Below are 25,291 nucleotides of genomic sequence, written 5' to 3'. Positions count from 1 at the left end.
CCGCGGCGGTGGCAGCGTGGCGGGTAATCGGCGGGCTGAGACACCGCATCTTGAGACGGAGGTAGGCGATGACATCGGACCTGAGCTACGAGGGCACCCTGCGGGAGGTCACCACCGACGCGGGCGTCCTGCGCTATCACGAGGCGGGCGACGGTCCCCCACTGTTGCTGCTGCACGGGTCGGGCCCCGGCGTCACCGGGTGGCGTAACTACCGGGGCAACCTCGGGTTCTTCGCCGAGCATTTCCGTTGTCTCGTACTGGAATTCCCGGGCTTCGGCGTCAGCGACGACTTCGGCGGCCACCCGATGGTCACCGCGCTGCAGTCGGTTGAGGTGTTCGTCGACGCGCTCGGTCTCGACAGCGTCGACATCATCGGCAACTCGATGGGCGGCGGCGTCGGCATCAGCTACGCGATCAACCACCCCGACAAGGTGCGCCGGCTCGTGACCATCGGCGGCATCGGCAAGAACATCTTCAGCCCAGGCCCGGGCGAGGGCATCAAGCTGCTCCAGGAGTTCACCGAGGCGCCGACCCGCGAGCGCCTCATCCAGTGGCTGCACTCGATGGTCTACGACCCGGCGATGGTGACCGAGGAACTCATCGAGGAGCGCTGGACCCAGGCCACCGATCCGGAGACCCTCGACAGCGCCCGCCGGATGTACGGCAAGGCAGCATTTGCGCAGATGGTGAAGATGATGGAGGCCTCGGATGCGCCGCCGCCGTGGGCGATGATGCACAAGGTGAAGGCGCCCACGCTGCTGACGTGGGGTCGCGACGACCGGGTCAGCCCGCTGGACATGGCGCTGATCCCGATGCGCACCATCCCCAACGCCGAGCTGCACGTGTTCCCCAACTGTGGGCACTGGGCGATGATCGAGCAGAAGGAGGCGTTCGAGTCCGCCGTCCTCGCCTTCCTGCTGCGCAAGGACGCGGCGGGCAGGCCCTGACGCTACCGTCGCCTGGGAACGACAAGGGGGCTGTGACCTTTCGGTCACAGCCCCCTCGTCGTACCTGAGGTCAGGCGCTGGCGCCCTCGCCCTCGCGCTCCGCAACCAGGTTCAGAGCGATGTCGACGAGCATGTCCTCCTGGCCGCCGACCAGCTTGCGCTTGCCGGCCTCGAGCAGCAGGGTGCGGACGTCGATGCCGTAGCGGGCCGACGCCGTCTCCGCGTGCCGCAGGAAGCTCGAGTACACACCGGCGTAGCCGAGGGTGAGGGTCTCGCGGTCCACCCGGACCGGCCGGTCCTGCAGCGGACGGACGATGTCGTCGGCGGCGTCCTGCAGGGCGAACACATCGCAGCCGTGCTTCCACTCGTACAGGTCGGCGACCGCGATGAACGGCTCGATCGGGCAGTTACCCGCGCCCGCACCGTGCCCGGCGAGTGACGCGTCGACGCGGTACACACCCTCCTCGACGGCGACGACGCTGTTCGCCACCGACAGCGAGAGGTTCTCGTGGGCGTGGATGCCGATCTCGGTACCCTCGTTGAGGACCTCGCGGTAGGCGCGGACCCGGTCGCGGACCCCACCCATGGTCAGGCGTCCACCCGAGTCGGTGACGTAGACGCAGTGCGCGCCATACGATTCCATCAGCTTGGCCTGCTTGGCGAGCTCCTCGGCGGGAGCCATGTGGCTCATCATCAGGAAGCCGGAGACGTCCATGCCGATTTCGCGGGCGGTCTCGATGTGCTGGGCGGAGACGTCGGCCTCGGTGCAGTGTGTCGCGATGCGCACCGACCGCACGCCCAGCTTGTAGGCGTGCTTGAGCTCCTCGATGGTGCCGACTCCGGGCAGCAGCAGTGTGGTCAGGCGGGCGTTCTGGATGGACTCCGCCGCGGCCTCGATCCACTCCCAGTCGGTGTGCGAGCCGGGACCGTAGTTCACGGACCCGCCGGCGAGACCGTCACCGTGGGCGACCTCGATGGCGTCGACGCCGGCGGCGTCGAGGGCCGACACGATGCGCTTGACGTCCTCCGGCGAGATCCGGTGGCGCACCGCGTGCATGCCGTCCCGGAGGGTGACGTCCTGGACGAAGATGGTGGGGTTGCTCATCGGGTGGCTTCCTTCTTCTGTGCGATCCGCTCCGCGATCTGCTGTCCGGCGGAGGTCATGATGTCGAGGTTGCCGGCGTAGGCGGGCAGGTAGTGTCCGGCGCCCTCGACCTCGAGGAAGATCGACACCTGGTGGGTCGGGCGGTTGCCGTCGACGACCAGGGTCTCGACCGGCTGGTCGGCGGGGATCTCGGTGATCTGAACCTGCTGCTTGAGGCGGTATCCGGGGACGTAGGCCGAGACGTCGCCGACCATCTTCTCGATCGACTGGCGGATCTCGTCGTGGGTGGCCGGGTCCGGCGCGTCGACGAGGCAGAAGACCGTGTCGCGCATGATGAGCGGCGGCTCGGCGGGGTTGAGGATGATGATGGCCTTGCCGCGCTTGGCGCCGCCGACCGACACGATCGCCGCGGACGTGGTCTCGGTGAACTCGTCGATGTTGGCGCGGGTACCGGGGCCCGCCGACTTCGACGCGATCGACGCGACGATCTCGGCGTACGCCACCGGGACCACCCGTGAGACGGCCGCGACCATCGGGATGGTGGCCTGGCCACCACACGTCACCATGTTCACGTTCGGCGCGTCGAGGTGGTCGTCGCCGTTGACCGCTGGGATCACATACGGCCCGATGGCGGCCGGGGTGAGGTCGATCATGCGCTTGCCGAGCGGGGCCAGACGCGCGTCGTTTGCGACGTGCGCCTTCGCCGACGTGGCATCGAAGACGATCTCGATCTCGTCGAAGTTCGGCAGCGCGACGAGGCCCTCGACGCCCTCAGCGGTGATCGGCACGCCGAGCTTCGCCGCCCGTGCCAGACCGTCGGAGGCGGGGTCGATACCGACCATCGCGCCCATTTCCAGGTGCTCCGAATGGTTGAGCACCTTGATCATCAGATCGGTGCCGATGTTGCCCGATCCGATGATCGCAACCTTGACTTTGCTCATGCTTCCTTCTCTCCCACGAAACTGGCGGTCACGGTGCCGAGACCGGACACGGTGACGGTGACGGTATTGCCGGCGGCGACGGTCGCCATCGGGCCGAGGGCGCCGGACAGGATGACCTGACCGGCGAGCAGCGGCTGGCCGAGGTCGCGCGCCGCGCGGGCGAGCCACACCACGGCCTCGATCGGGTCGCCGAGGCAGGCGGCGCCGTTTCCGGAGGAGACCTCCTGGCCGTCGACGGCCATCGACATGACGACGTCCACCGGATTGATCTCGTCGAGCGTGCGCTGCTCGGATCCGAGGACGTAGACACCGGACGATGCGTTGTCGGCGACGGTATCGCCGAAGCGGATATCCCAGTTCTCGATGCGGCTGTCGCAGATCTCCAGTGCGGCGACGGCGTACTCGATCGCGCCGCGGACCTGGGCGGCGTCCAGCGGGCCGTCGGCCAGGTCGGCGCCGAGCACGAATGCGACCTCGCCCTCGATCTTCGGCTGGATCAGCAGGCTCATCGGGATGTCGGCGCCATTGGCGTACGCCATGGTGTCGAACAGGACGCCGAGGTCGGGCTGGTCGACGCCGAGCTGCTGCTGGACGGCGACCGAGGTCAGGCCGATCTTGCGGCCCACGACTGTGGCGCCGGCCTGCTGCCGGAGGTCGTTGACGCGCTGCTGGACGGCGTAGGCGGCGGCGAGGTCGTCGGCGCCGATCAGATCCCGCACCGGCGAGCAGGGCACACCGGCCGCGGTGGCGGACGCGAGGCGTTCCGCGGCGGTGGCGATGTCGGACTCGCTCGCCGCGATGGAGTTCGTGGGCTGGCTCATGGCCCCTACTGTTACGGGATCCGTGCGGCCGAACCAGCCCTTCGTCTCACTCAGCGATACGCTCGAATGATGACGGGCGCCGCGGACCTCGATACCGTGCTCGGCAAGGCGGTGACGATCCTGCGCGCCTTCCGGGCCGAGGACCAGGTGCTCACCCTCGCCGACCTGGTCCGACGCACCGGGCTGCACAAGGCGACCGTGCATCGACTCGCCGGTGATCTGGTCGCGAACCGACTGCTCGACCGCGTCGATGGCGGCTACCGCCTCAGCGGCGGGCTCTTCGAACTCGGGATGCGGGCTTCGGTCGAACGCAGCCTGCTCGAGGTCGCGATGCCCTTTCTGCAGGACCTGTACGAGCGAACCCACGAGACCGTCCATCTCGGCGTCCGGGAGGGTCACGACGTCGTCTACATCGCGAAGATCGGCGGTCACCGCCAGGCGAAGTCGCCGTCGCGAACCGGAGGACGAAATCCGTTGCACTGCACCGCGATAGGCAAGGCACTCCTTGCGCATGCGGGTCCGGACATCCAGCGGGAGGTGCTCTCGTCGCCCATGGCCAGGCGTACCGCGCACACGGTGGTGGCGCCGGGACTGCTGCGCCGTCAGCTGACGAGGATCGTGGAGACGGGCGTGGCCTTCGAACACGAGGAATCCGCCCTCGGCCTCACCTGTGTCGCCGCGCCGGTACTCGGGCAGGGCGAGGAGCCCCTCGCCGCCATCAGCGTCACCGGCCCGACCGGGCGGTTTCGGCCGGAGAGCCAGGTCGGGGCCGTGCGTGCGGCGGCCGCGGGGCTGGGGAGCACGTTGGCGCGGCGCGAGCGCCTCCGGTAGGACCGGCCGACGGCGTCCGGGGGCGCACCCTCGGCCGTATGTAGAGTGCACATCGCACGCATGACGCTCCGTGCACCAGGACCGTTGCCCTCGTGCCCGGTGTCGACTTCCCGCACTAGTGAGGCACTGTGACTGACTCGATCGCTCACCAACAACAGCTCTATGTCGCCGACGGACTGTCTGACGACGAGATCGCGCAGCAGGCGGACCTGTATGGGCCGCTGACCGACAGCGTCCGAGAGCTGATCGAGATCGCGCTGCTGACCGAGGTCGACGACCCGGAGGTGCGCGCAGCGATGGAGCACATCGAGTCCGCCAAGCAGTTGCTGCGGAAGCGGATGATCCCCGGACCGTACGGCGTGCGCTGGGGCGCCTCGGGTCAGAAGCGGGCCTGGGGCAATGCCGCGGCCGGGCTGCGCAACGCGATCGCGCCGCCGTTGGTCATCGACTGCGACCCCGACGGGCGCGCGTCGACCGACTTCCACCTGGGGTCGGCCTACGAGGGTCCCGCCGGCCTCACGCACGGTGGTGTGTCCGCTCTGGTGCTCGATCAGGTGCTCGGTGCGGCCGCTGAGGCGGGCGGTGCGCCCGGCATGACCGGGACGCTGACTCTGCGTTACCGCCGCCCCACCCCGCTCGGCGCGTTGCATGCCGAGGCGCGCATCGATCGCCTCGAGGGCGTCAAGACCATCGTCGTCGGACATCTCGCCGGGCCGGACGGTGTCTGCGTGGAGGCGGAGGGGGTCTTCATCCTGCCGCGCTGGGTTCGGGACAGGAACAGCGCCACGGTGTCCGATCCGGTCTGATCGCCGGGCGTCCGCCCCTACTCCTCCGCACGCTGTCACGGCTCGTCGTCATCACCTGTTCTGTCGTCGCTATGTGGCGTTCCGCTCACCCGGCCACGTCGTCGGACGTGGGTTTCGTTGTGTTCCATCGCTGTTCGACTGGCGCGGTCGAGGAGTTCCCCGGGATGGTGGCGGTGGTTGACCCGCGGCCGCTGCAGCGGGTCGATGCGCGGGGGTGGGGTCCATTGGGGCACGGCCGGCGAAGGCGGTGCCCTCGGGGGCGATGCCGGTCTGCCGGCCGCCTGGCCCGTCGTGGATGAGGGCGTGGCAGGCGTCGCAGCCCAACGTCAGCTCATCGATGTCGGTGTTGCCGCCCTTGCGCCAGTCGTGGACGTGATGAACTGCCGTCATGGTGGCGGGGGCGTCGCAGCCGGGCCGGGTGCAACCGCCCTCGGAGGCGATCAACGCAAGGCGTTGATCGGCGGAGGCGAGCCGTTTGACACGCCCCAGGTGGAGCGGTCGGCCGTTGTGATCGAACAGCGCCAGCACAGGGTGGGAGCGTTCGGCCATCCTGAGTGCGTCCTTGATCGGGACCGCGCCTCCGGAGGCCGTGGTGACGACGCCGGTGGCGTGCTCCAGGTGATCGACGCGGATCGTGATGATCGCGGTCACGGGCGGCCCGCGGTGGGTGCCCAGCCCTCCGGACCCCAGTAGCCCGCGCAGGACCTGCTTGAGGGCGTCGTGATTCCGTTGTGCGGCGGTGCGGGTATCTCGGGCGGCTGCCCTACCGAGCTCGTTCCGATCGATGCTCGCGGATTCTGCGTCTCCACAGGGTGATTGGGGGTCGTCGGGATTGTTCATCCCCGGTCGGGCGAGTTTGGCCAGTACCGGATCCAACAGTGCCCTGGTCTCCGGATCCAGCCACCCGGACACGGGCGTCATGAGGTCGGAGTCCTGGCGCCCGAGTCGGAGCCCCCGGCGGCGGGCCCGATCCTTGTCGTCGGTGAGCTTGCCGTCCGGGTTCAGGTAGGCCAGTAGTCGTTGGCCTGCTCTCGCCACGTCCTCGGGCGTACCGCGCCGGGCCAACTCCGCCAGTACCCGCTCGGCGGTCTCGACCTCAGGGGTGGGGGTGGTGCCGGGAATCTTGTGGACCACCTCGCGCACTGCCGCGGCATGCTCGGCGCCGATGTCGCCGTCGCGTTGTGCGGCGGCGGTCGCCGGGAGGGTCGCCGGTAGCTCCTCGCCCGACAGGGTGCGCCAGGTGCCGAGCTTCCTCGCGGCGGTCACCCTCCGGCTCGCGTCCCCCGCGGAGATCCGCAGCACTTCGATCAGGAGCTTGTTGACCGACGCGCAGCCGTTCTTTCCTGGGAGTCCACGCTCGACTGATTCGACGATCAGGCGGTGCCCGATCGCGGCGGCCGTGCGCAGCGTGGCCTCCATCCCACGTAGCGCTCCCAGGATGTCGGAGTCCGGCAGTCCGGTGAGATCATCGGCGCACAGTCCGTCGACCGCAGCGGCCAGTCCCGACAGGTGCTCTGCGACCTGATCGGATCCCCCACCGCACGCGCTCGAACGCATGTGCTAATTCTAGCGAGGGGGTCCGACACGGATGCGTCGTCGATACAACGCGCGAATCGGTCCGAGCTGCCACCGGTGAAGCGACACCAGAGCCGCCGCGGCGTCCGGGAGGACGGACTACCGTGCGATCGGGCGCAGGATGACCTCGGTCGGGTGTCCGTCGCGTGGCGTCTCGATCGCGGCCCGAACCGCGCCCGCGACCGTGCCTGCCTTGAGGAACTGGTCCGGGTCGTACTCGCCGCCCTCGGTCGTGATGATGTCGCGCTGCATGTCGGTGTCGATCCGTCCCGGGTGGATCGAGGTCACCCGCAGGGCGGGCTCCTCCAGCCGCAGCGTGTCGCCGAACGCGCGCAGGGCGAACTTGCTGGCCGCGTAAGCGCCCCAGCCAGCGTTGGCACGGATCCCGGCACCCGAATTGATCAGCACCACATGACCGTTCGCCGCGCGCAGTGCTGGCAGCAGCAGCCGGGTCAGCTCCGCGACGGCCACCACGTTCGCCTCGAACGTCCGGCGCCACACCTCGGCGGGGATCTCGGCTACCGGGCCGAGCTCGACTACCCCCGCGTTGTGCACCAGGACATCGAGGCGTTCGATTCCCGCGACCGCGGCGGCGACCGCGGCGTGGTCGGTGAGATCTGCCGGCCAGCCGACGGCACCAGGCAGCTCCGCGAGTATCGGCTGCAGGGACTCGGGGCGGCGCGCGCCGAGCAGCAGGTCGTGGGTGGGCGCGAGCTCGCGGGCGATGGCGGCGCCGAGCCCGCGGCTCGCCCCGGTGATCAGTGCAGTCGGACGCATGGATTCGAGGCTAGCCGAACCGTCGGGGCGCCTACGCGTTCTCCTTGGCGAAGGTGCGGGCCCCGATCAGGCCCAGCACCAGCGCGAGGCTGACGGTGACGAGGGTCCCGATGTAGACGTCGGAGGACCCGAAGTCGCCGCGGAACAGGGCGCGGGCGGCGTCGACGGTGTGCGAGAGCGGGTTGAGCCGCGCCAGCGTCTGCAGCCACCCGGGGCCGAGGGTCATCGGCAGCAGGATTCCCGAGAGCAGCAGCAGCGGAACCGAAACCATGTTCAGTACGGAGGCCAGCGAATCCTCGGACCGCGTGGCCAGGGCGAGCGCGTAAGAGGCGGAGGACATCCCGGCCGCGATGATGGCGACCAGGATCAGCGTCAGTACGAAGCCGAGCGGGTTGGGCCGCAGGTCGAAGAGGACCACCGCGACCAGGGTCAGGATGGTGGCCTGGACCATGAGCACCACCATGTCCTTGAGTACCCGGCCGAGCAGCAGTGCCCCGCGGCTGGCCGGGGTGACCCGCTGGCGTTCGATGATCCCGGCGCGCAGCTCGTAGACCATCGCGAAGCCGGCGAACATCGAGCCGAACAGTCCGATCTGCATGATCAGTCCTGGCGTGAACACCAGCCAGGGGTCGGTGCCCGCGCCCATCGAGCCGGCGACGCCCTCGAGCAGCGGGCCGAACAGCACCAGATAGAGGATCGGCTGGGTCAGCCCGATCAGGACCCACAGCGGGTTGCGCAGGTTCGCGCGCAGATGCGCCCAGAAGATCAGGCCGGTCTCGTTGAGGAAGATCATGCTCGGTCTCCGTCCCGAAGGGATCGTCCGGTCACGGTCAGGAACACGTCGTCGAGGCTCGGTCGTTTCACGGTCAGCGAGCCGGGGACGATGCCTGCGCCCTGCAGCGCGTGCAACAGCGGGATGACCGCCGCGTCACCGTGCTCGACGGTCAGGTGCACGTGGTGGCCCTCGGTCAGCTGCGAGCGCAGGTCGAGGGCGTCGTCGGCGACCGCGATCGCGCGCGCGGCCAGTTCGGGTGCGATCTCGAGGCTGATCACGTCGCCCGAGATGCGCCGCTTGAGCTCGTCCGGGGTTCCCTCCGCGACGATCTCCCCGTGGTCCATCACCAGGATGCGGTCGCAGAGGGCGTCGGCCTCGTCGAGATAGTGCGTGGTGAGCACGATGGTGGTGCCGCGATCGCGAAGCGAGCGGATGTGGTCCCACAGGTTGGCGCGGCTCTGCGGGTCCAGTCCGGTGGTCGGCTCGTCGAGATAGATGAGGTTCGGCTGGTGCACGAGTCCGAGCGCGATGTCCACCCGTCGCCGTTGACCGCCCGAGAGCTGCTTGCACTTTCGGCCGCCGAGGCCGTCCAGGTCGAGGGCGGCGAGCAGCGCCTCGGCGTTCGCGACGGCGGCCGCCTTGCTCAGCCCGAACAGCCTGGCCTGCAGGATCAGTTCGTCGAGGACCAGTTCCTCCTCGTTGGTCGACCCGCCCTGCGCGACGTAGCCGATCCGGGAGCGGACCCCGCGTGGGTCCCGGCGCAGGTCCGCGCCGGAGACCGTGGCCTCGCCCGCGGTCGGGTTGATGAGGGTGCTGATCATGCGCAACGTGGTCGTCTTGCCCGCACCGTTGGGACCGAGCAGTCCGAGGATCTCGCCCTCGTACACCTGGAAGTCGATGCCCTTGACGGCCTCGACGGGTCCGGTCTTGGTCGTGAACGTGCGCGCGAGCCCCGAGACGCTGATCATGGCTGGGATGCTCATGGGCTCACGATAAGCAGACCCACCGACATCCGCGACCGATTAGTTGTCCGTCGGGCGCGCGGGCGCGGTCGGGGCCAGCGCCGGATGCAGCTCCATCTCCTGCGTCTTGACGACGAAGTAGACGTGCTGCCCCGGGGCGAGGTCGAGGTCGGCGACCGCGGCCGCCGTGACATCGGCGGCGGGTCCGGTGCTGCCGTCCGGGTGGTCCACTCCCCTGACCCGGACTGTGGCCCCGTGCACGTCCAGCTCCGCGATGGTCACCGCGATCACGTTGCGGGGGCTGGCGTGTGGTGGCGGCTCGAGGTGCACGGCGACCGCGCCCGGCCGGAACAGGGCGACGGCATCGGACCCGACTGCGGCCTCGCCGATCCCGGACAGCGTTGTGCCCCAGGATGTCCGGAGAATTCCCTGCTCCTCGATCGTCCCGGACACCAGATTGACCCCCGCCATCCGGGCGGCGAAGGCGCTGCGCGGAGAGGTCAGCACCTCGCGCACGCTCCCCCGTTCGACGATCCGCCCGGACTCGAGGACGATCACGCGGTCGGCGAGCGCGAGGGCGTCGAGCAGGTCGTGGGTGACGAGCACGGCGGTACGCCGCTCCTCCCGCAGGATCCGGCGCAGCAGCCGGCGCACTGCGGGCGCCGAGCCGACATCGAGGGCCGCCATGGGTTCGTCCAGCAGCAGTAGTCGCGGGTCGGCGGCGAGGGCGCGGGCGATCGCGACGCGCTGGGCCTGGCCGCCGGACAGCTGCGTCGGCCGCCTGCTCGCGAGCTCGTCCGCCTCCACCTCGTGGAGCCAGCGGTCGGCGATCCCGCGTGCCGCGGAACGGGTTTCGCCCCGGCTGCGCGGCGCGAACGCGACGTTCTCGGCGACGCTCAGGTGCGGGAACAGCAACGCCTGCTGCGACAGCATCGCCACGCCGCGCGCGTGGGCCGGTACGAATTCCCCCGACGCCGTGTCGGTGAGCACCCGTCCCTCGAGTTCGACGCGTCCCCGGTCGGGCCGGACCAGCCCGGCGATCAGCGAGAGCAGCGTCGACTTGCCTGCCCCGTTCGGGCCGAGGACGGCCAGCACCTGCCCGGGCTCGAGGTCCAGGTCGAGGTCGACGTCGCGATGGTCGAGGCGGGCATGGACCCGGAGCCCGTCGCGGCCCGTCGCCCGGGCCCTGGTCTCGGCGGCCCGGTTCACAGCACACCGCCGGACCGGCGCCTGCTGGTGCCGATCACGATCAGCGCGGCGACAAGGACGAGCAGCAGCGACAGTGCCACCGCGGCCTCCGGATCGGTCTCGCGTTGCAGGTAGATCTCCAGGGGCAGGGTCCGGGTGACACCCTGCAGCGAGCCCGCGAAGGTGAGGGTGGCGCCGAACTCTCCGAGAGAGCGCGCGAAGGCCAGCACGGCGCCGGAGATCAGTCCGGGCAGCACGAGCGGGAGGGTGACCCGGCGCAACACGGTGGTGGGCCGGGCGCCGAGGGTGGCGGCCACGGTCTCGTAGCGCCTGCCGGCCGTGCGCAGCGCGCCCTCGAGGCTGACGACGAGAAACGGCAGCGCGACGAAGGTCTGCGCGAGGACCACCGCGGTGGTGGTGAACGCGATCCGGATCCCGAACGCCTCGAGCTGATGCCCGAGCAGGCCCTGGCGGCCGAAGGTGTAGAGCAGCGCGATGCCGCCGACGACGGGGGGCAGCACGAGCGGCAGCAGCACAAGCGATCGCAGCACCGACTGGCCGGGAAAGCTGCTGCGGGCCAGCACGAGCGCCATCGGGACCCCGACGAGCACGCACAGGACCGTGCTCGCGGTTGCGGTCTTCATGCTCAGCAGCAGTGCGGCCCTGGATGATTCGGAGGTGACGAGCGGCACGAAGTGGGCCCAGTCGATCTCCAGCAGCATTGCCACCAGCGGCAGGATCACGAAGCATGCGCCCAGCAGGGCCGGGAGGTACACCCATCGGGGCAGTCCCACCGCGACCTCGCCCCCGGGTCCCCGGGAGCGGGTCACGGTGCGGAGCACCCCGAGGGGCGTCACGGTGCGGCGAATCCCGCCCCGGCGAGCACCTGGCGGCCGGTGGGCCCGGTGACGAGTTCGACGAACTCTGCTGCGACGGGGCTGTTCTCGGAGCTCTTGAGCTCGGCGATCGGGTAGGTGTTCACGGCGCCCGACGACTCGGGGAACGGGACCGTGGTGACGGCGGCGCCCGCGCCCGCGGCGTCGGTGACGTAGACCAGCCCGGCGTCCGCCTGGCCGGAAGTGACCTTCCCGAGCACGTCGGTGACCGAGGCCTCCTCGCTGACCGGCGTGATGTCGGTGCCGGTTGCCTCTTCGATCTTCTGGGTCGCCGCCCCGCACGGCACCTGCGGCGCGCACACGACCACCTGGTTGCCGGGGTTCGCGAGGTCGGCGAAGGTGGCGATGTGCCTCGGGTTGCCGGGTGGGGTCACGATGGTGAGCGTATTGGTCGCGAAGTTCACCGGGGCGGCGGCGGTGAGCCCGGCGTCGACGGCCTTGGTCATGTTCTTGGTGTCGGCGGAGGCGAACACGTCCGCGGGCGCGCCCTGGGAGAGCTGGGCGACCAGGTCGGACGAGCCGGCGAAGCTGAACTCGACGTTGGTGCCGGGGTGCTCGGCCTCGAACTTCTCGCCGAGCTCGGTGAACGTCTTCTTCAGCGAGGCCGCGGCGAAGACGGTGATGTCGCCGGTGACCGGGGAGGCCGCCGCGGACGTGGTGGTGTCCCCGGCCGGCGTGGAGTCCGAGCTGGAGCAGCCGGCGACGAGGGTGGCGGCGGCCAGGGCCGCGAGCGCGGCGGCCGTGGGGCCGATGCGCATCGCGCGGGAACTGCGGGTCACGACATTCCTCCTGGAGTTTCGACGATCACGGTGGTCGCCTTGACCACCGCCACGGCGACCTTCCCGGGCTCGAGCCCGAGTTCGGCCGCGGATTCGCTGCTCATCAGCGAGACGACGGTGAAGGGGCCGCATTGCATCTGCACCTCGGCCATCACCTTGTCGGCGGTCACCTTGGTGACCAGGCCGACCAGGCGGTTGCGGGCGGAGCTGCCCACCCCGAGCGGGTCCGGCGGGGGCGTTGCGTGCTCGCGGGCAAAATCGGCGAGGGCCTTGCCGTCGACGACCTTGCGCCCCGACTCGTCCTTGGTTGCGGCGAGGCTGCCGCCGTCGATCCAGCGACGAACGGTGTCATCGCTGACCCCGAGCAGCGCGGCCGCGTCCTTGATCCGTATCGATGACATGAGCATTCCCGTCTATGTTCTTATCTGCGTCCTCAAACTCACTCTAGATCTGTGAATGCGGAAGTGCAGCCCTAGATCATCCGTGTTTGCGTATCCCTCGCTTCAGTTGCTGAGCGGGGAGCATCCCGGATTCTTCAAAGGCTGTGGTGTCGGCTCCGGTATTCCTAGACTGGACGGTGCGGTGAGACATCCGTCGCGCCGCGGCGGCACGACCGAGGTCGAGGAGCACCCGTGGCTGGAGAAACCGCGTCGGAGCAGGCTGGCTTGAAACAAGACGTGTTCAACTACGTCATCGTCGGGGCGGGTAGCGCCGGATGCGTGCTGGCGGCCCGCCTGACGGAGGACCCGAGCGTCTCCGTGCTGCTGCTCGAGGCAGGCAGCGAGGACGACGCCGACGAGATCAAGATCCCGGCGGCCTTCCCGACCCTGTTCAAGACCAAATGGGACTGGAACTACGAGACCACCCCGCAGAAGCACCTGGACGAGCGCCGCGCGTATTGGCCGCGGATGAAGGCGCTGGGTGGCTGCTCGTCGATGAACGCGATGATCTACATCCGGGGCAACCCCGCCGACTACGACGGCTGGCGAGACGAGCACGGAGCGCAGGGCTGGGGGTACCAGGATGTGCTGCCGTATTTTATTCGCGCGGAACACAATTCGAGCCTCTCGGGTCCGTATCACGGCACCGACGGCCCGCAGCGCGTGGAGGACCGCCGCTACACGCACGAGTTGACCGACGCCTGGGTCGCCGCCGCGGTGTCGGCGGGGATCAAGCCGACCGAGGACTTCAACGGCGCCGAGCAGGAGGGGGCGGGCCGGTACCAGGTCACCTGCCACAAGGGCAGGCGCTGGTCCACCGCCGACGGCTACCTCAGGCCGGCGCTCGGGCGGCCGAACCTCACCGTGCGTACCGGCGCCCACACCACGCGAGTGCTGCTGCGCGGGGACCGCGCGGTCGGCGTCCGCTACCTGCGTGGCGGTGTCGAGGGCACCGCCCATGCGTCCGTCGAGGTGATCCTGAGCGGCGGAGCCGTCAACAGCCCGCAGCTGCTGATGCTCTCCGGTATCGGCCCCGCCGACCACCTGCGTGAACTGGGCATCGACGTGGCGGTGAACCTGGCGGGGGTCGGTGAGAACCTGCAGGACCACCCGGTCACCCCGATGCTGTGGGACACCAGGAACACCACCGATCTGGCCGACTTCTCCACCCCGCTGCGGCTCGCGCAGTGGCAGGCCACCGGGCGCGGACCGCTGGCGTCCAACGTCGGCGAGGGCGGTGCCTTCTTCGCCAGCCGCGACGGTCTCCCGGCGCCGGACCTGCAGATCCTGGTGGCCGCCTCGGGCTTCTACGACAACGGACTCCGGGAACCGGTGGGCAAGAGGTTCACGGCCGGGGTCACCCTGGTCGACGTCGCGAGCCGCGGCCGGCTGCGGCTACGTTCGGCGAACCCGCTGTGGCGGCCCGAGATGGATCCCGCGTACTTCGAGGAGCAGGTCGACATGGATGCGATGCTGGCCGGCTGCAGGCGCGCCGTCGACATCGCCGGTGAGTCCGCCATCGCGGCGTTTCTCGACGGGCCGAGCCTGCCGATCCGGATGGACAGCGACGGCGATCTCGTCGATCACATCCGCGCCTGGTGTCAGACCCTCTACCACCCCGTTGGCACCTGCGCGATGGGCGACGGCGAGGATTCCGTGGTGGATTCGCAGCTGCGCGTCCACGGGGTCGAGGGGCTGCGGGTGGTCGATGCCTCCGTGATGCCGACCGTGCCCCGCGGAAACACCAACGCCCCCACGATCATGATCGCCGAGAGGGCCGCGGACCTGATCCTCGGCAAGACGGTGATCGACACACCGGCACCGCGATGACCATCTCTCCCACAACCAGATTCGAGGACATCACATGACCACGCTCGAGACCGACCCCACGACCGATGCGGGCGCCACCTTCGACTCGCTGAACCCCGGGACGGGTGAGGTCGTCGGCACCTACCCCGTGCAGGACGCGGAGGCGGTCGCCGCCACGGTCGAGCGCGCGCGGGCCGCGGCGAAGTGGTGGTCCGGGCTGAGCTTCGCGGAGCGCCGGACCCACCTGGACGCGTGGGCCGGGGTGCTCACCCGCCGGATCGCCCAGCTGGCCGAGGTGATGCACGCCGAGACCGGCAAGCCGCATTCCGATGCCCAGCTGGAGGCCGTGATGGCGATCGGCCATCTCGCATGGGCGGCCAAGAACGCACCGAAGGTGCTGGGGCGCAAGCGTGTTCCGTCGGGCCTTGAGATGATCGACCACTCCGCGAGCGTGGAGTACCTCCCGCTCGGGGTGGTCGGCGTGATCGGGCCGTGGAACTATCCCGCGTTCACGCCGATGGGCTCGATCGCCTACGCGCTCGCGGCGGGTAACGCGGTGGTCTTCAAGCCCAGCGAGTTCACCCCCGGTGTCGGGGCCTGGCTCGTCGACACCTTCGCGCAGGTGGTTCCGGATCAGCCGGTGCTGCAGCTGGTCACCGGTCTCGGGCCGACCGGGGAGGCGCTGTGCCGCTCCGGCGTCGACAAGCTCGCCTTCACCGGATCGACCGCCACCGGGAAGAAGGTGATGGCCGCCTGCGCGGACACCCTCACGCCGGTGGTCATCGAGGCGGGCGGCAAGGACGCGCTGCTGGTGGACGCCGACGCGGACCTCGACGCCGCCGCCGACGCGGCGCTGTGGAGCGGGATGTCGAACGCGGGGCAGACCTGCGTCGGGACCGAGCGGGTGTACGTGCACGAGCGGGTGTACGAGCCGTTCCTGGCCAAGCTCGTCGCGCTCGCCGATGGCGTGCGTGCGGGCACCGATCCCGAGGCGAAGATCGGCCCTATGACCATGCCGACCCAGTCCGCGGTGGTGCGCAGCCACGTGCTCGACGCCATCAAGCGGGGCGGCCGCGCGGTGGTCGGAGGCCCGGACTCGGTGGGAGACAGCCTGGTCCAGCCGACCATCCTCGTCGATGTCCCCGAGGACTCGATCGCGGTGACCGAGGAGACCTTCGGCCCGACGCTGACGGTCGCGAGGGTTCGCGACATGGACGAGGCGATCGAGCTCACCAACGCCTCGCGTTACGGACTGGGGTCGGCGGTGTTCAGCAAGCGCCGCGGCACCGAGCTCGCCCGCCGGATCCGGTCGGGGATGACGGCGGTGAACTCGGTGATCGCGTTTGCGGCGATCCCCTCGCTGCCGTTCGGTGGGGTCGGCCAGTCCGGCTTCGGTCGCATCCACGGCCCGGACGGGCTCAAGGAGTTCACCTACTCGAAGGCCGTCGCCCGCAGGCGGATGCCCGCGCTGATGGCGCTGACCAGCTTCACCCGCACGGCCAAGACCGACAAGATCCTCGCCACCATCGTGTCGCTGAGGCACGGACGCGGGTGACATGAACCGCCTTTCGCGCCCCCTGAAGGGTTACCCCCTTCATGGGCGCTGAGCAGGTACGTCCACAGGTGCGGTGGCTGGGTGGTCTACCGCGCCGTCCGCCGGTTCCACCGAGTCCGCCGGCTTGCGAACGAAGAGGCACACCGCGATCAGTACGAACGACAGGATCCCGGCGAGGAGAAAGACCGCCCGCACACCCTCGACGATGGCCTCGGGTGAATCGGCAGGGTCAACGGATCGCGAGGAAACCACCGTCATCACCGTGACGAACAATGCCGTGCCCGCGGCACCGGCAACCTGCTGGAACGTGCCGACAACGGCCGAACCGTGCGCGTAGAGGTGCGGGGCCACCGATCCCAATCCCGATGTCATCAGCGGTGTGAACGTCGCCGACAGACCAAGGCACAGCGCCATGTTCGACAACAGCAGCCACCACAGCGAGGTCGAAGTGCTCACCGCCGTCAGCATCCACACACCGATGCTGACGAGGATCGATCCGGGGATGACCAGGACGAGTGGACCCCGCCGGTCGTAGATGCGGCCCACGATCGGCCCGGCGAGACCCATGAGTAGGCCGCCGGGGAGGGTGATGAGACCCGTTTCGAACGGGTCGAGGTGAATCACCGACTGCGCGAAGTACGGGACGATGATGAAGGTGCCCATCATCGTTCCCATGCCGACCAGCATCGCGACAACGGAGATGGTGAACTGGCGGTATCCGAACACGCGCAGGTCCAGCAGGGCGCGATCCTCGCGTTGCAGCCTGGACTGTCGTGCGATGAAGCCGAACATCGCGGCCGCACCGATGAGGAACGGCAACCACACCGGGGTCGTCGAGGATCCCTGCGCCGATTCACCGATGCTCACCAGGCCGTACACGAGTCCACCGAATCCGAGTACCGCGAGTGGGACCGACAGGAGGTCGATGCGTGCCTTTGATGTCTCGGACACCGACACGACGAATCGTGCGCCGATGACCAGCGTCGCCAACGCGAACGGGGCCACGAATCCGAAGATCCAGCGCCACCCGAAGTGGTCGAGGATGAATCCCGACACGGTGGGGCCGAGGGCAGGCGCAACCGCGATCACGATGGAGATGTTTCCCATCATCGCCCCCCGGCGCGCGACCGGTACGAGTGTCATGATCGTCGTCATCAGCAGTGGCAGCATGATGGCCGTACCCGATGCCTGCACGATGCGGGCGATCAGCAGCACACCGAAGCCGGGTGCGGCGAACGCGATGAGAGTTCCCGCCGTGAACAGCGACATGGCGAGCGTGAACAGGGTGCGGGTGGGGATGCGCTGGATGAGATAGCCGGTGAGAGGGATGATCACCGCCATCGTGAGCATGAACGCGGTCGTGAGCCACTGCCCCACGCTCGGAGGTACGCCCAGTTCGACCTGCAGGACCGGGATGGCGATGGTCATCACCGTCTCGTTGAGGATCACCACGAAGGTGGCTACCAACAGGACACCGATCACCTGGAGGTGGCGCCGTTCGATTCGGTCGCCGACGACGACGCCATCGGTCTCGAGACGGGTGGACTCGGTCACGGTGGACCTTTCGGGTGGTGGGAACTGGGGTCACCCCGTCGGCCGACGGAACAGGGTGGGGTGGTTATCGAACTTACTGGTCCGTCACGCAGCCTGCCACTCGATTTCCGTGCGTGATTCGTGACCATGATCCGATCACTCCTCGCGGTCGGCGGAGGCGGCGCGCGCGTAGCCGCGGACCAGCGGCCGCATCAGGCGGAACAGCTCGTCGGGTGATTCGTCGAGGTAGAAGTGATCGCCCTCGAGGATCTGCGGGTCGGTCGGGTGGGTGGTGTGCCGGCTCCAGGCACGGAGGTCGAGCTCGCCGACCAGTGGATCCGCATCGGCCCCGAACAGGTGCATCGGGCAGGCCAGCGGCGCCTCGCCGGGATCCCGGTGATCCGCGCACATCCGGACGTCGTCCCGGATCACCGGTAGCGCCGCGTCCAGCCAGGCGGGCCAGCCGAGGATCTCGGCCGGCAGCCCGCCGATGGCGGTGAGGAACCGAGCGAGCAGGGCGTCGTCCAGGTGGTCGATCGGCGGCAGCGGTGCAGGGAGGTGCGGGGCCGCGTACGCCGAGAGCAGCAGCGCCTCGGGCAGCCGGCGGCCGCCCGCATCGCGGCGCCGCGCCAGCCGGTACGCGACGAGTGCGCCCATGCTGTGTCCGAAGAACACGTGGGGGCTCGAGAGGTGTTCGGCGAGATGGTGTTCGAGATCGTCCAGCAGCAGGTCGAGGTCGACGAACCGTTCGTGTTCCGCCCGCCTGCCCCGTCCCGGCAGGTGTACGGGCACGACGGTGACGTGCGGGCCGAGGGCGCGATGCCACGCCCGGTACATCGACGATTCGCCGCCCGCGTGATGGAAGCAGAACATCCGCAGCGTCGTGTCGGATCCGACCCCGTCCTCGAGATAGGGCGTCAGGGGCGCGGTCTCCATGATCAGTGCCCCTCTTCCAGCAGGGCGAGCTCCTCGGCCGTGGTCTTCACGGTGTAGCGGATCTGATCCTCGGTGTGGCAGGACGTCACGAAGAAGCGCAGCCGGGCCTGATCCTCCGGCACCGCCGGATACAGGATCGGGTTGACGTTGATCCCCCGGGCGAGCAGCGCGTTGGACAGCTTCAGTGTCTTGATCGAATCGCCCACGATGCAGGGGATGATCGGGGTGTCGCAGCTGTCGCCGGTGTCGAGCCCGGCCTCGACTGCCTGGGTCAGGAAGAATCGGGAGTGCCGGTGCAGGCGCTCGAAAAGCTCTGGCTCGGATCGCATCTGCCGCAGGGCGGCCAGCGAGGCGGCGGCGTTCGACGGTGTCATGCCGACGCTGTAGATGAACCCGGGCGTGGTGTATTTGAGGTATTGGATCAATGCGCGGCTGCCGGCCACGTAGCCGCCGCACCCCGCCAGGGCCTTCGACATCGTGCCGGACCACAGCTCGACGTCGGCGCGGTCGACGGCGAAGTGCTCGCCGATGCCGCCGCCGGTGGCCCCCAGCACCCCGACGCTGTGTGCCTCGTCGATCATCAGCAGGGCGTGATGCTTGCGTTTGACCGCGATCACGGCGGGCAGATCCGGGATGTCGCCGTCCTGGCTGTACACGCCCTCGACGAGGATCAGCACTCGGCGGAATCGCGGCCGAATCTCGGTGAGGATGGCGTCGAGGGCAGCGTGATCGTTGTGCGGGAACGACCTTCGGGTGGCGCCGGAGAGTTTGCAGCCCTGCAGAATGCTGTCGTGGGCCAGGCTGTCGTGGATGACGAGGTCGCCCTCGCCGACCAGGTGACCGATCACGGTCACGTTGGTGGCGTGGCCGCTGACGAGCGCGATCGCGTCCTCGGTGCCGAGCAACCCGGCGAGCTCCGCCTCGAGTTGCCCGTGCAGGGGCTTCTCCCCGGAGATCAGCCGGCTGGCCGAGCAGGAGCTGCCGTAACGGGCGACCGCGTCCTGTACCGCGGAGACGACGCGTGGGTGGCCGGACATGCCGAGGTAGTTGTAGCTGGAGAAGTTGAGGACCTCCTGCCCGTCGATGATCGAGGTGTCCCTGGTGATCCCGTCGTTGACCAGGAAGTAGGGGTTGGACAGGCCGTTGGCCTCGCCGAGAGTCAATCGCTCGGCGATCTCCCTGACCTCGGGGAACTGCTCGATGCGGTAGGTCTCGGTCGCGATCTCGTCGGTTGCTGCGATCGGTGGCGCGACGGGACGCGCGGACCCGGTATCGGCCGCCTTGTCCGGCGCCGCCGGGGCGGGCGCCGCGCCGAGCTGCGCGGACACCAGGGCCACCAGGTCACCGACTGTGCTGGTCGGCGAGAACCAGGCGGGCTCGGCGGTGAGTTCGGGGAACCTGCGCGCAAGCCCGGACACCAGGTCGGCCACCATGATCGAGTCGAACCCGAGCTCACCGGACATCGTCTGGGAGGACCGCAGCGTGTCGGCGGAATAGCCTGCGATCCGGGCGATCTCGGCACGGACCGCGGCGGCAACGGTGTCGGCGGTGACCTCGCGGGCCGGAGACACGGCGGTCGCCTGCGGCCGGATCGCCGCCGTGGCGGTCACGGTGTCGGGTCCGGCGCCCGCTGCCGCCGGGCCGGACTGGGCGGCGGCGAGCAGTGCGGTCTGCTCACGGAAGAGGGAGATCAGGTTGTCCATGGAGGTGTCCTCGGTGTGTGCGGGTATGGGGGCATCGGTGGGTGACTCTTGTTCCGGTGCCGTCGTTTTCGTCGATGGTGTGGAGGCGCCGTGCGTCCAGTAGCGGTGGGTGGTGTCGAAGTCGTAGCCGCCGAGCGCCATACGGACCCGCTGCGCCGGTTCGTACAGGGCATCCCAGTGCGGGTTGTGGCCGTCCCGGTACAGGGCCGCGACGACCTCCGTGAGCTCGCGCCCCGTCGCCGCCGGACCCGGGCAGGGAACGAGGCAGCTGAGTTCGGGGTTGGCGCGGGCGACCATCGGTGCGAGTACGCGCCTCGGCCCGACCTCGATCAGGTGGGTGGGGCCGTCTTCCAGCCCGGCCGTCAACGCATCGCCGAACCGGACCGTCCCGCGGATGTGCTCGGTCCAGTAGTCGGCGTCCATCGGATCGCCGAGGCCGAGGAGGCCCCCGCGCAGGGTCGAGTAGACCGGGATGCGGGGCGGCTCGAAGGTGCAGTCCGCGGCGACGGCGCCGAACGCGGCCACCATCGGCTCCATCAACGGGGAATGGAACGCATGGGAGACGGACAGCCTCCGGACGGACACGGAGCGGGCGGTGAGTTCCTCGGCGATCCGCGCGAGGGTCTCGGCGGCGCCCGAGAGCACCAGCTCGCGTGGGCCGTTGACGGCGGCGACCGCCGCCATGGGCTCGTCCGCGAGGAGATCGGCGACCTCCGCCTCGGCGGCACGGACGGCGAGCATGGCGCCGCCGGCGGGGAGCTGCTGCATGAGCCGTCCCCGCGCGACGACCAGCCGGCAGGCATCGTCGAGGCCGAACACCCCGGCGAGCGTCGCGGCCGCGTACTCGCCGATGCTGTGGCCGCTGACCCACGACGGTTCGATGCCGGACTCGGTGAGTGTCCGTGCCAGCGCGTACTGCACCGCGAAGATGGCCGGCTGTGCGTGCTCGGTCCGGTCGAGATCCTCCCCGCCCAGCACCAGGTCTCGGATCGACCGGCCCAGGTGCGTCGCCATCCTCTCGTCCACCTCGGCGAGCGCGCGCCGGTAGCTCCCGGACTCCGCGTGCAGCGCCCCGGACATGCCCCGGTACTGCGATCCCTGGCCGGTGAACAGCCACCCGGTGCTCACTCCCCCGGCCAGGCCCGCCGCGGCGGCGAACCGGCCGTCGTCGGTGACCAACCCGCGTAGGTCCGAGACCGCCTGGTCGCGGTCCCGCACCGGCAGGGCCAGGCGATGGCGCCCGGACGACTTGACCTTGTTGCTGGACCAGCACATCTGCGCCAGCCGTCCCTCGGGCAGTCCGGCGAGATCATCGGCGATCCGGGCCGCGTTGCGCCGCAGGCCGTCCCGGCTCGCCGAGGAGACGGTGAGCACCCCACCGCCGGGGCATTCGGAGGCCGGTGCGCATTCGGGTGCGCTCCCCAGCAGCAGGTGCGCGTTGGTGCCGCCCATGCCGAAGCTGCTCACGCCGCCGTAGACCGCGCCTTCGGGCAGGGGCAGCGCCTCGGTGAGCAGGTGGAGGCCGTGGCCGGCCAGGCGAAGGCGTGAATTCTCCTGTGCGGCAAATCGACTGGGTGGAACCATGCGGTGGTGCAGGCTCAGTGCCGCCTTGATCAGTCCGGCGACGCCGGCGGCGCCCTCGGTGTGGCCGAGGTTGCCCTTGATGGAGCCGATCGCGCAGGGCTTCGGCCGCGGCACCGCGTGCAGATGGCCGAGTGCTTTGGCCTCGATCATGTCGCCGAGCACGGTCCCCGTGCCGTGGGCCTCGACGAAGGCGACCTGCTCGGGGCGCACACCCGCGCGCCGGTACGCCTCGCCGACGACCTGCTGCTGAGCCCAGCGGTTCGGCGCGGTGATCCCGTTGCTGCGGCCGTCGGAGTTGACCGCGCTGCCCTTGATCACCGCATAGATCGGAAGTCCTTCGCGCTGAGCGTCATCCAGGCGGCGCAGCGCGATTGCGGCAACACCCTCGCCGCGGCCGATGCCATCGGCATTCTCGCTGAACGGCTTGCAGCGCCCGTCGGGCGCGGAGAGCCCGGCCTGGGCGTAGAAGACGTTGAGGGTGGGCGTGAGGATGATGTTGACACCCCCCGCGAGGGCCTGATCGCACTCGCCGGCCCGGAGGGCCGCGCAGGCCATGTGGACGGCGACCAGCGAGGACGAGCAGGCGGTGTCGACCGCCATGCTCGGGCCCCGTAGGTCCAGCTGGTAGGAGATCCGGTTCGCGGTCATGAAATATCCGTTGCCGGAACCGAGTTGGGGTGTGATCTTCGCGTAGTCGCTCAGGTGCAGGTTCGCCCATTCGTTCGCCATCACACCGACGTAGACGCCGGTGTTCGAGCCGGCCTGGGCGCGCGGATCGAGCGTCGCGTTCTCGAACGCGCGCCAGGCGGCCTGCAGCAGCAGTCGCTGCTGTGGATCCATCGCCTCGGCCTCGCGCGGGGGGATGCCGAAGAACTCGGGGTCGAAGGCGTCGGCGTCGCTCAGGAAGCCGCCGCTCCGGTTGTTGACGCTGCCGGGGCCGCCCTCCGGGTCATAGAAGTCGTCGGCGCGCCACCGTTGCGCGGGGATCTCGGTGATGCCGTCCGCACCGTCCATCAGCAACGCCCACAACGCTTCCGGGTTCGGGGCCTGCGGGAACCGGCAGTCGAGTCCGACGATCGCGATGTCGGTCATGATGCCGCCGCTTTCGGCGCGAGCTCGTCCGCGAGGTATCCGGCGATCTCCGCGATCGTGGGGTAGTCGAAGACCAGGGTGGCATCCGCCGGGATCCGCCACCTCTCCTCGACGTCGCCGCACAGGCTCAGTGCGGATACCGAATCGATCCCGATCTCGGCGAGAGGCGTCGTCGGATCGATGTTCCGGGCGGGGACGTCGAGGTAGCCGGCGACCCGTTCGACGAGCCAGCGCGTGATCGGCGCGAGAGCGGCGGCGGTGGGGGTGGAGATTGTGTTGGACATGGGGGTACTCCTCGTGGTTCCGGGGTGAGTGGCAGCGGACCGCGTTTACGCGGAGCCGCGCAGCCGTTGCACGGTTGTGGCGATGTCTTCGTGGAGCAGCGGGTGGATCCGGTTCTCCAGGAACGACGTGCGCATGGAGCGGCGCTGAACCTTGCCGCTGGTCGTGCGGTGCACACCCCGACGATCGACCAGGACAACATCGGGGGCGGGTACGTCGAAATGTCGGGACACCGCGACCTTGATCAGCGAGGTGACCTCGGCCAGGGAGGCGCCGTCGAGCAGCGCGGTCCGGACCTCCTGGATCACCAGCAGTCGCTCCTGCTGACCGGCGTCGATCGAGAGAGCCACCCCGGCGGTCCCGGCGAGAGCGGGATGAACGTCACGGACGACCTCTTCGATGTCCTGGGGATAGAGGTTGCGCCCGTTGATGATCAGGAGATCCTTCAGCCGGCCGGTGACGAAGATGTGGCACTGGTGGCGCAGGCCGAGGTCCCCGGTGCGCAGGTACGCCCCCTCCCCCGCCAGCTCGGCGCCGAACCTGGCCTCGGTCTCGTCCGGGCGGTTCCAGTAACCGGCGGTGACGCTCGCTCCCGAACCCAGATCTCGCCGACTCGGTTGTCCGGCAGCGCTATTCCGGTGTTTGGGTCCACGATGCGGATGTCGAGATCCCGCGGGGGTCCGCTGCTGACCAGCCGGACGCCGGTGTCGTCGGTGGTCAGTACGGCCACGTTGCGTTCCAGGGCCGCCGCGTCGACGTCGATGCGGACCGGCGGGTCGCCGACCCGGCTCGCGGTGGCGAGCAGCGTCAGCTCGGCCATGCCGTACGCGGTGACGAACGCGTTCGGCGGGAATGCAGCGGTCCCGAGCCGCTCGATCACGGCGTCGAGGGTGCGGGACCGGATCGGCTCCGCACCGTTGAGGGCAACCCGGAGCGAGGACAGGTCGAGCCCGGCCAACTGCTCGTCGGTCGCGCGCCGGGCGACCAGCTCGTAGGCGAAGTTCGGTGCGAGGGTGAACTCGGCGCGGTAGCGGTCGATCATCTCCAGCCAGCGGACCGGCCGCTTGAGGAAGGCCAACGGGGACATGAACACGAGGTCACCCCCGGCGTAGAGGGGCAGCAGCATCGAGATCAGGCCCATGTCGTGGAAGTGCGGAAGCCAGCTGACCCCGGTCGCCGCGTCGTCGAAGCCGACCGTCGCCGCGATGGTCGCCTCGTTGTGCAGCAGGTTGCCGTGGGTCACCATGACGCCCTTGGGTTCGCTCGTCGAACCGGACGTGTACTGCAGGAAGGCCACCGTGTCTCCGTCGAGGTCGGGCATCCGCCATGATTCGGCGTCGCCCAGGTCGTCGGCGTCGGTGTACACGCAGGACACCGTCTCGGCGCGCCCGTTGTCGGCGATCCACGCGGTCAGGAGCTCCGCGTAGGCGGAGGTGGTGAGGACGAGGCCGATGTCGGCGTCGTCGAGCATCCCGGCGACCCGCTGTGTGCTCTGCTGGTCGTGCGGCAGCGGGGCGGGCACGGCGATGACTCCCGCGTACAAGCAGCCGAGGAAGGCGGGCAGGAAGTCGATGCTGTCCAGGTACAGCAGCAGGACCGGTCGGTCGGCCTCCGGACGCTGCGACAGCCAAGCGGCCGTTGCCCTGGCCCTGCGGTCGATCTCGCGAAAGCTGAGAACCTCCTCGACCAGCTCGAGCCCGACCTCGCGGTGGTAGGCGTAGAAGCGGGTGTCGCCGTGAACGTCGGCCTGGGCGCGGACGTGTGAAACGAAATCGGGATACACGGGGGCTCTTTCCTCGGGGTGCACGATGCTGTCGAATGACGAGTTCGGGGTGCGCTGGGAACGTCCTCAACACTTGTTGGCCGCGGCCCCGGTGACTACGGACCCTTGGGGTGGTGCGACGGACCCCGGGTGTGGGCATTTCTCACCAAGGAAGGCCCGAGACGTCACCCC

Annotated in this window: 22 protein-coding genes; 5 read left to right on the top strand and 17 right to left on the bottom strand. The window is 69.6% G+C overall.

Translation table 11 applies throughout. From position 1 onward, the window contains the following. Positions 1 to 68: 68 nt before the first annotated feature. On the top strand, positions 69 to 947 hold the full coding sequence (locus tag ABIC28_RS07365) for an alpha/beta fold hydrolase (protein ID WP_097210795.1): 879 nt from the start codon (positions 69 to 71) through the stop codon (positions 945 to 947). Between the two features lie 70 nt (positions 948 to 1,017). Here the strand turns inward: ABIC28_RS07365 and dmpG are convergent, their stop codons facing one another. From dmpG to ABIC28_RS07350, 3 genes are read right to left on the bottom strand one after another with little or no spacing between them, the layout of a single operon-like run. Next, positions 1,018 to 2,052 (bottom strand): 4-hydroxy-2-oxovalerate aldolase, encoded by a 1,035-nt coding sequence (gene dmpG / locus ABIC28_RS07360; RefSeq protein WP_354578203.1) that lies wholly within the window; start codon positions 2,050 to 2,052, stop codon positions 1,018 to 1,020. Further along, a complete protein-coding gene (locus tag ABIC28_RS07355) occupies positions 2,049 to 2,993 on the bottom strand; it encodes an acetaldehyde dehydrogenase (acetylating) (protein ID WP_097210796.1) in 945 nt (314 codons plus the stop codon). Before ABIC28_RS07355 ends, dmpG begins: the two co-directional genes overlap by 4 nt. Then, a complete protein-coding gene (locus ABIC28_RS07350; protein ID WP_097210797.1) occupies positions 2,990 to 3,814 on the bottom strand; it encodes a 2-keto-4-pentenoate hydratase in 825 nt (274 codons plus the stop codon). Before ABIC28_RS07350 ends, ABIC28_RS07355 begins: the two co-directional genes overlap by 4 nt. A gap of 69 nt (positions 3,815 to 3,883) precedes the next feature. Between ABIC28_RS07350 and ABIC28_RS07345 the strand changes: the two genes are divergently transcribed. Further along, positions 3,884 to 4,645, top strand: coding sequence for an IclR family transcriptional regulator (locus ABIC28_RS07345; RefSeq protein WP_097210914.1), 762 nt, complete (start codon positions 3,884 to 3,886; stop codon positions 4,643 to 4,645). Positions 4,646 to 4,773: 128 nt separating this feature from the next. Continuing rightward, positions 4,774 to 5,451 (top strand): PaaI family thioesterase, encoded by a 678-nt coding sequence (locus ABIC28_RS07340; protein WP_097210798.1) that lies wholly within the window; start codon positions 4,774 to 4,776, stop codon positions 5,449 to 5,451. A 69-nt stretch (positions 5,452 to 5,520) separates the two neighbouring features. On the opposite strand, the gene ABIC28_RS07335 is transcribed toward ABIC28_RS07340, so the two are convergent. The 8 genes from ABIC28_RS07335 to ABIC28_RS07300 form a co-directional block, all read right to left on the bottom strand. Continuing rightward, on the bottom strand, positions 5,521 to 7,008 hold the full coding sequence (locus tag ABIC28_RS07335; protein WP_354578199.1) for an HNH endonuclease signature motif containing protein: 1,488 nt from the start codon (positions 7,006 to 7,008) through the stop codon (positions 5,521 to 5,523). A 117-nt stretch (positions 7,009 to 7,125) separates the two neighbouring features. Beyond that, positions 7,126 to 7,803 (bottom strand): SDR family oxidoreductase, encoded by a 678-nt coding sequence (locus tag ABIC28_RS07330; protein WP_097210799.1) that lies wholly within the window; start codon positions 7,801 to 7,803, stop codon positions 7,126 to 7,128. 31 nt (positions 7,804 to 7,834) lie between these two features. Beyond that, positions 7,835 to 8,596 carry an ABC transporter permease gene (locus tag ABIC28_RS07325; RefSeq protein WP_269588835.1) on the bottom strand — a complete coding sequence of 254 codons (762 nt, stop codon included), beginning with the start codon at positions 8,594 to 8,596 and terminating at the stop codon, positions 7,835 to 7,837. Then, the gene (locus tag ABIC28_RS07320; RefSeq protein WP_245221096.1) at positions 8,593 to 9,561 is read right to left on the bottom strand and encodes an ATP-binding cassette domain-containing protein; all 969 of its coding nucleotides are present in this window, start codon (positions 9,559 to 9,561) and stop codon (positions 8,593 to 8,595) included. The genes ABIC28_RS07325 and ABIC28_RS07320 overlap by 4 nt, the downstream gene beginning before the upstream one ends. 39 nt (positions 9,562 to 9,600) lie before the next feature. Continuing rightward, positions 9,601 to 10,749: a sulfate/molybdate ABC transporter ATP-binding protein gene (locus ABIC28_RS07315; RefSeq protein ID WP_269588834.1), complete on the bottom strand. Its 1,149-nt coding sequence runs from the start codon at positions 10,747 to 10,749 to the stop codon at positions 9,601 to 9,603. Further along, the gene (locus ABIC28_RS07310; protein ID WP_097210916.1) at positions 10,746 to 11,558 is read right to left on the bottom strand and encodes an ABC transporter permease; all 813 of its coding nucleotides are present in this window, start codon (positions 11,556 to 11,558) and stop codon (positions 10,746 to 10,748) included. The genes ABIC28_RS07315 and ABIC28_RS07310 overlap by 4 nt, the downstream gene beginning before the upstream one ends. Positions 11,559 to 11,581: 23 nt before the next feature. Beyond that, positions 11,582 to 12,382 (bottom strand): molybdate ABC transporter substrate-binding protein, encoded by an 801-nt coding sequence (gene modA / locus ABIC28_RS07305; protein ID WP_097210917.1) that lies wholly within the window; start codon positions 12,380 to 12,382, stop codon positions 11,582 to 11,584. Between the two features lie 17 nt (positions 12,383 to 12,399). Next, positions 12,400 to 12,804: a TOBE domain-containing protein gene (locus ABIC28_RS07300; RefSeq protein WP_097210918.1), complete on the bottom strand. Its 405-nt coding sequence runs from the start codon at positions 12,802 to 12,804 to the stop codon at positions 12,400 to 12,402. 231 nt (positions 12,805 to 13,035) lie between these two features. On the opposite strand from ABIC28_RS07300, the gene ABIC28_RS07295 reads away from it, so the two are divergent. Together ABIC28_RS07295 and ABIC28_RS07290 are read left to right on the top strand one after the other, a co-directional pair. Then, on the top strand, positions 13,036 to 14,673 hold the full coding sequence (locus ABIC28_RS07295; protein WP_354578194.1) for a GMC family oxidoreductase: 1,638 nt from the start codon (positions 13,036 to 13,038) through the stop codon (positions 14,671 to 14,673). Positions 14,674 to 14,707: 34 nt separating this feature from the next. Next, complete coding sequence (locus ABIC28_RS07290) at positions 14,708 to 16,207, top strand: aldehyde dehydrogenase family protein (protein ID WP_097210804.1); 1,500 nt, start codon at positions 14,708 to 14,710, stop codon at positions 16,205 to 16,207. Positions 16,208 to 16,246: 39 nt separating this feature from the next. On the opposite strand, the gene ABIC28_RS07285 is transcribed toward ABIC28_RS07290, so the two are convergent. The 6 genes from ABIC28_RS07285 to ABIC28_RS07260 form a co-directional block, all read right to left on the bottom strand. Next, positions 16,247 to 17,761 (bottom strand): MDR family MFS transporter, encoded by a 1,515-nt coding sequence (locus ABIC28_RS07285; protein ID WP_269588831.1) that lies wholly within the window; start codon positions 17,759 to 17,761, stop codon positions 16,247 to 16,249. Between the two features lie 135 nt (positions 17,762 to 17,896). Continuing rightward, positions 17,897 to 18,676 (bottom strand): thioesterase II family protein, encoded by a 780-nt coding sequence (locus ABIC28_RS07280; protein ID WP_354578191.1) that lies wholly within the window; start codon positions 18,674 to 18,676, stop codon positions 17,897 to 17,899. Positions 18,677 to 18,678: 2 nt separating this feature from the next. Beyond that, positions 18,679 to 23,055, bottom strand: coding sequence for a type I polyketide synthase (locus tag ABIC28_RS07275; RefSeq protein WP_354578189.1), 4,377 nt, complete (start codon positions 23,053 to 23,055; stop codon positions 18,679 to 18,681). Beyond that, entirely contained in the window at positions 23,052 to 23,339 is a 288-nt protein-coding gene (locus ABIC28_RS07270; protein ID WP_354578187.1) for an acyl carrier protein, read from the bottom strand. Before ABIC28_RS07270 ends, ABIC28_RS07275 begins: the two co-directional genes overlap by 4 nt. 45 nt (positions 23,340 to 23,384) lie before the next feature. Next, positions 23,385 to 23,738, bottom strand: coding sequence for a hypothetical protein (locus tag ABIC28_RS07265; protein WP_502944998.1), 354 nt, complete (start codon positions 23,736 to 23,738; stop codon positions 23,385 to 23,387). Between the two features lie 44 nt (positions 23,739 to 23,782). Further along, the gene (locus tag ABIC28_RS07260) at positions 23,783 to 25,120 is read right to left on the bottom strand and encodes an AMP-binding protein (RefSeq protein ID WP_354578183.1); all 1,338 of its coding nucleotides are present in this window, start codon (positions 25,118 to 25,120) and stop codon (positions 23,783 to 23,785) included. Positions 25,121 to 25,291: the final 171 nt, after the last annotated feature.

This window comes from Rhodococcus sp. PvR044, assembly GCF_040548995.1.
GTDB classification, from domain to species: Bacteria; Actinomycetota; Actinomycetes; order Mycobacteriales; family Mycobacteriaceae; genus Rhodococcus_G; species Rhodococcus_G oryzae.
This window is presented reverse-complemented; position numbering and strand designations above follow the sequence as displayed.

Excerpts from the sequence above, each read along its gene's own strand:
- ABIC28_RS07325 (WP_269588835.1), bottom strand. The coding sequence starts at position 8,596 with ATGATCTTCCTCAACGAGACCGGCCTGATCTTCTGGGCGCATCTGCGC.
- ABIC28_RS07365 (WP_097210795.1), top strand. The coding sequence starts at position 69 with ATGACATCGGACCTGAGCTACGAGGGCACCCTGCGGGAGGTCACCACC.
- dmpG (WP_354578203.1), bottom strand. The coding sequence starts at position 2,052 with ATGAGCAACCCCACCATCTTCGTCCAGGACGTCACCCTCCGGGACGGC.
- modA (WP_097210917.1), bottom strand. The coding sequence starts at position 12,382 with ATGCGCATCGGCCCCACGGCCGCCGCGCTCGCGGCCCTGGCCGCCGCC.
- ABIC28_RS07290 (WP_097210804.1), top strand. The coding sequence starts at position 14,708 with ATGACCACGCTCGAGACCGACCCCACGACCGATGCGGGCGCCACCTTC.
- ABIC28_RS07350 (WP_097210797.1), bottom strand. The coding sequence starts at position 3,814 with ATGAGCCAGCCCACGAACTCCATCGCGGCGAGCGAGTCCGACATCGCC.
- ABIC28_RS07270 (WP_354578187.1), bottom strand. The coding sequence starts at position 23,339 with ATGTCCAACACAATCTCCACCCCCACCGCCGCCGCTCTCGCGCCGATC.
- ABIC28_RS07345 (WP_097210914.1), top strand. The coding sequence starts at position 3,884 with ATGACGGGCGCCGCGGACCTCGATACCGTGCTCGGCAAGGCGGTGACG.
- ABIC28_RS07275 (WP_354578189.1), bottom strand. The coding sequence starts at position 23,055 with ATGACCGACATCGCGATCGTCGGACTCGACTGCCGGTTCCCGCAGGCC.
- ABIC28_RS07320 (WP_245221096.1), bottom strand. The coding sequence starts at position 9,561 with ATGAGCATCCCAGCCATGATCAGCGTCTCGGGGCTCGCGCGCACGTTC.
- ABIC28_RS07330 (WP_097210799.1), bottom strand. The coding sequence starts at position 7,803 with ATGCGTCCGACTGCACTGATCACCGGGGCGAGCCGCGGGCTCGGCGCC.
- ABIC28_RS07355 (WP_097210796.1), bottom strand. The coding sequence starts at position 2,993 with ATGAGCAAAGTCAAGGTTGCGATCATCGGATCGGGCAACATCGGCACC.
- ABIC28_RS07335 (WP_354578199.1), bottom strand. The coding sequence starts at position 7,008 with ATGCGTTCGAGCGCGTGCGGTGGGGGATCCGATCAGGTCGCAGAGCAC.
- ABIC28_RS07280 (WP_354578191.1), bottom strand. The coding sequence starts at position 18,676 with ATGGAGACCGCGCCCCTGACGCCCTATCTCGAGGACGGGGTCGGATCC.
- ABIC28_RS07300 (WP_097210918.1), bottom strand. The coding sequence starts at position 12,804 with ATGTCATCGATACGGATCAAGGACGCGGCCGCGCTGCTCGGGGTCAGC.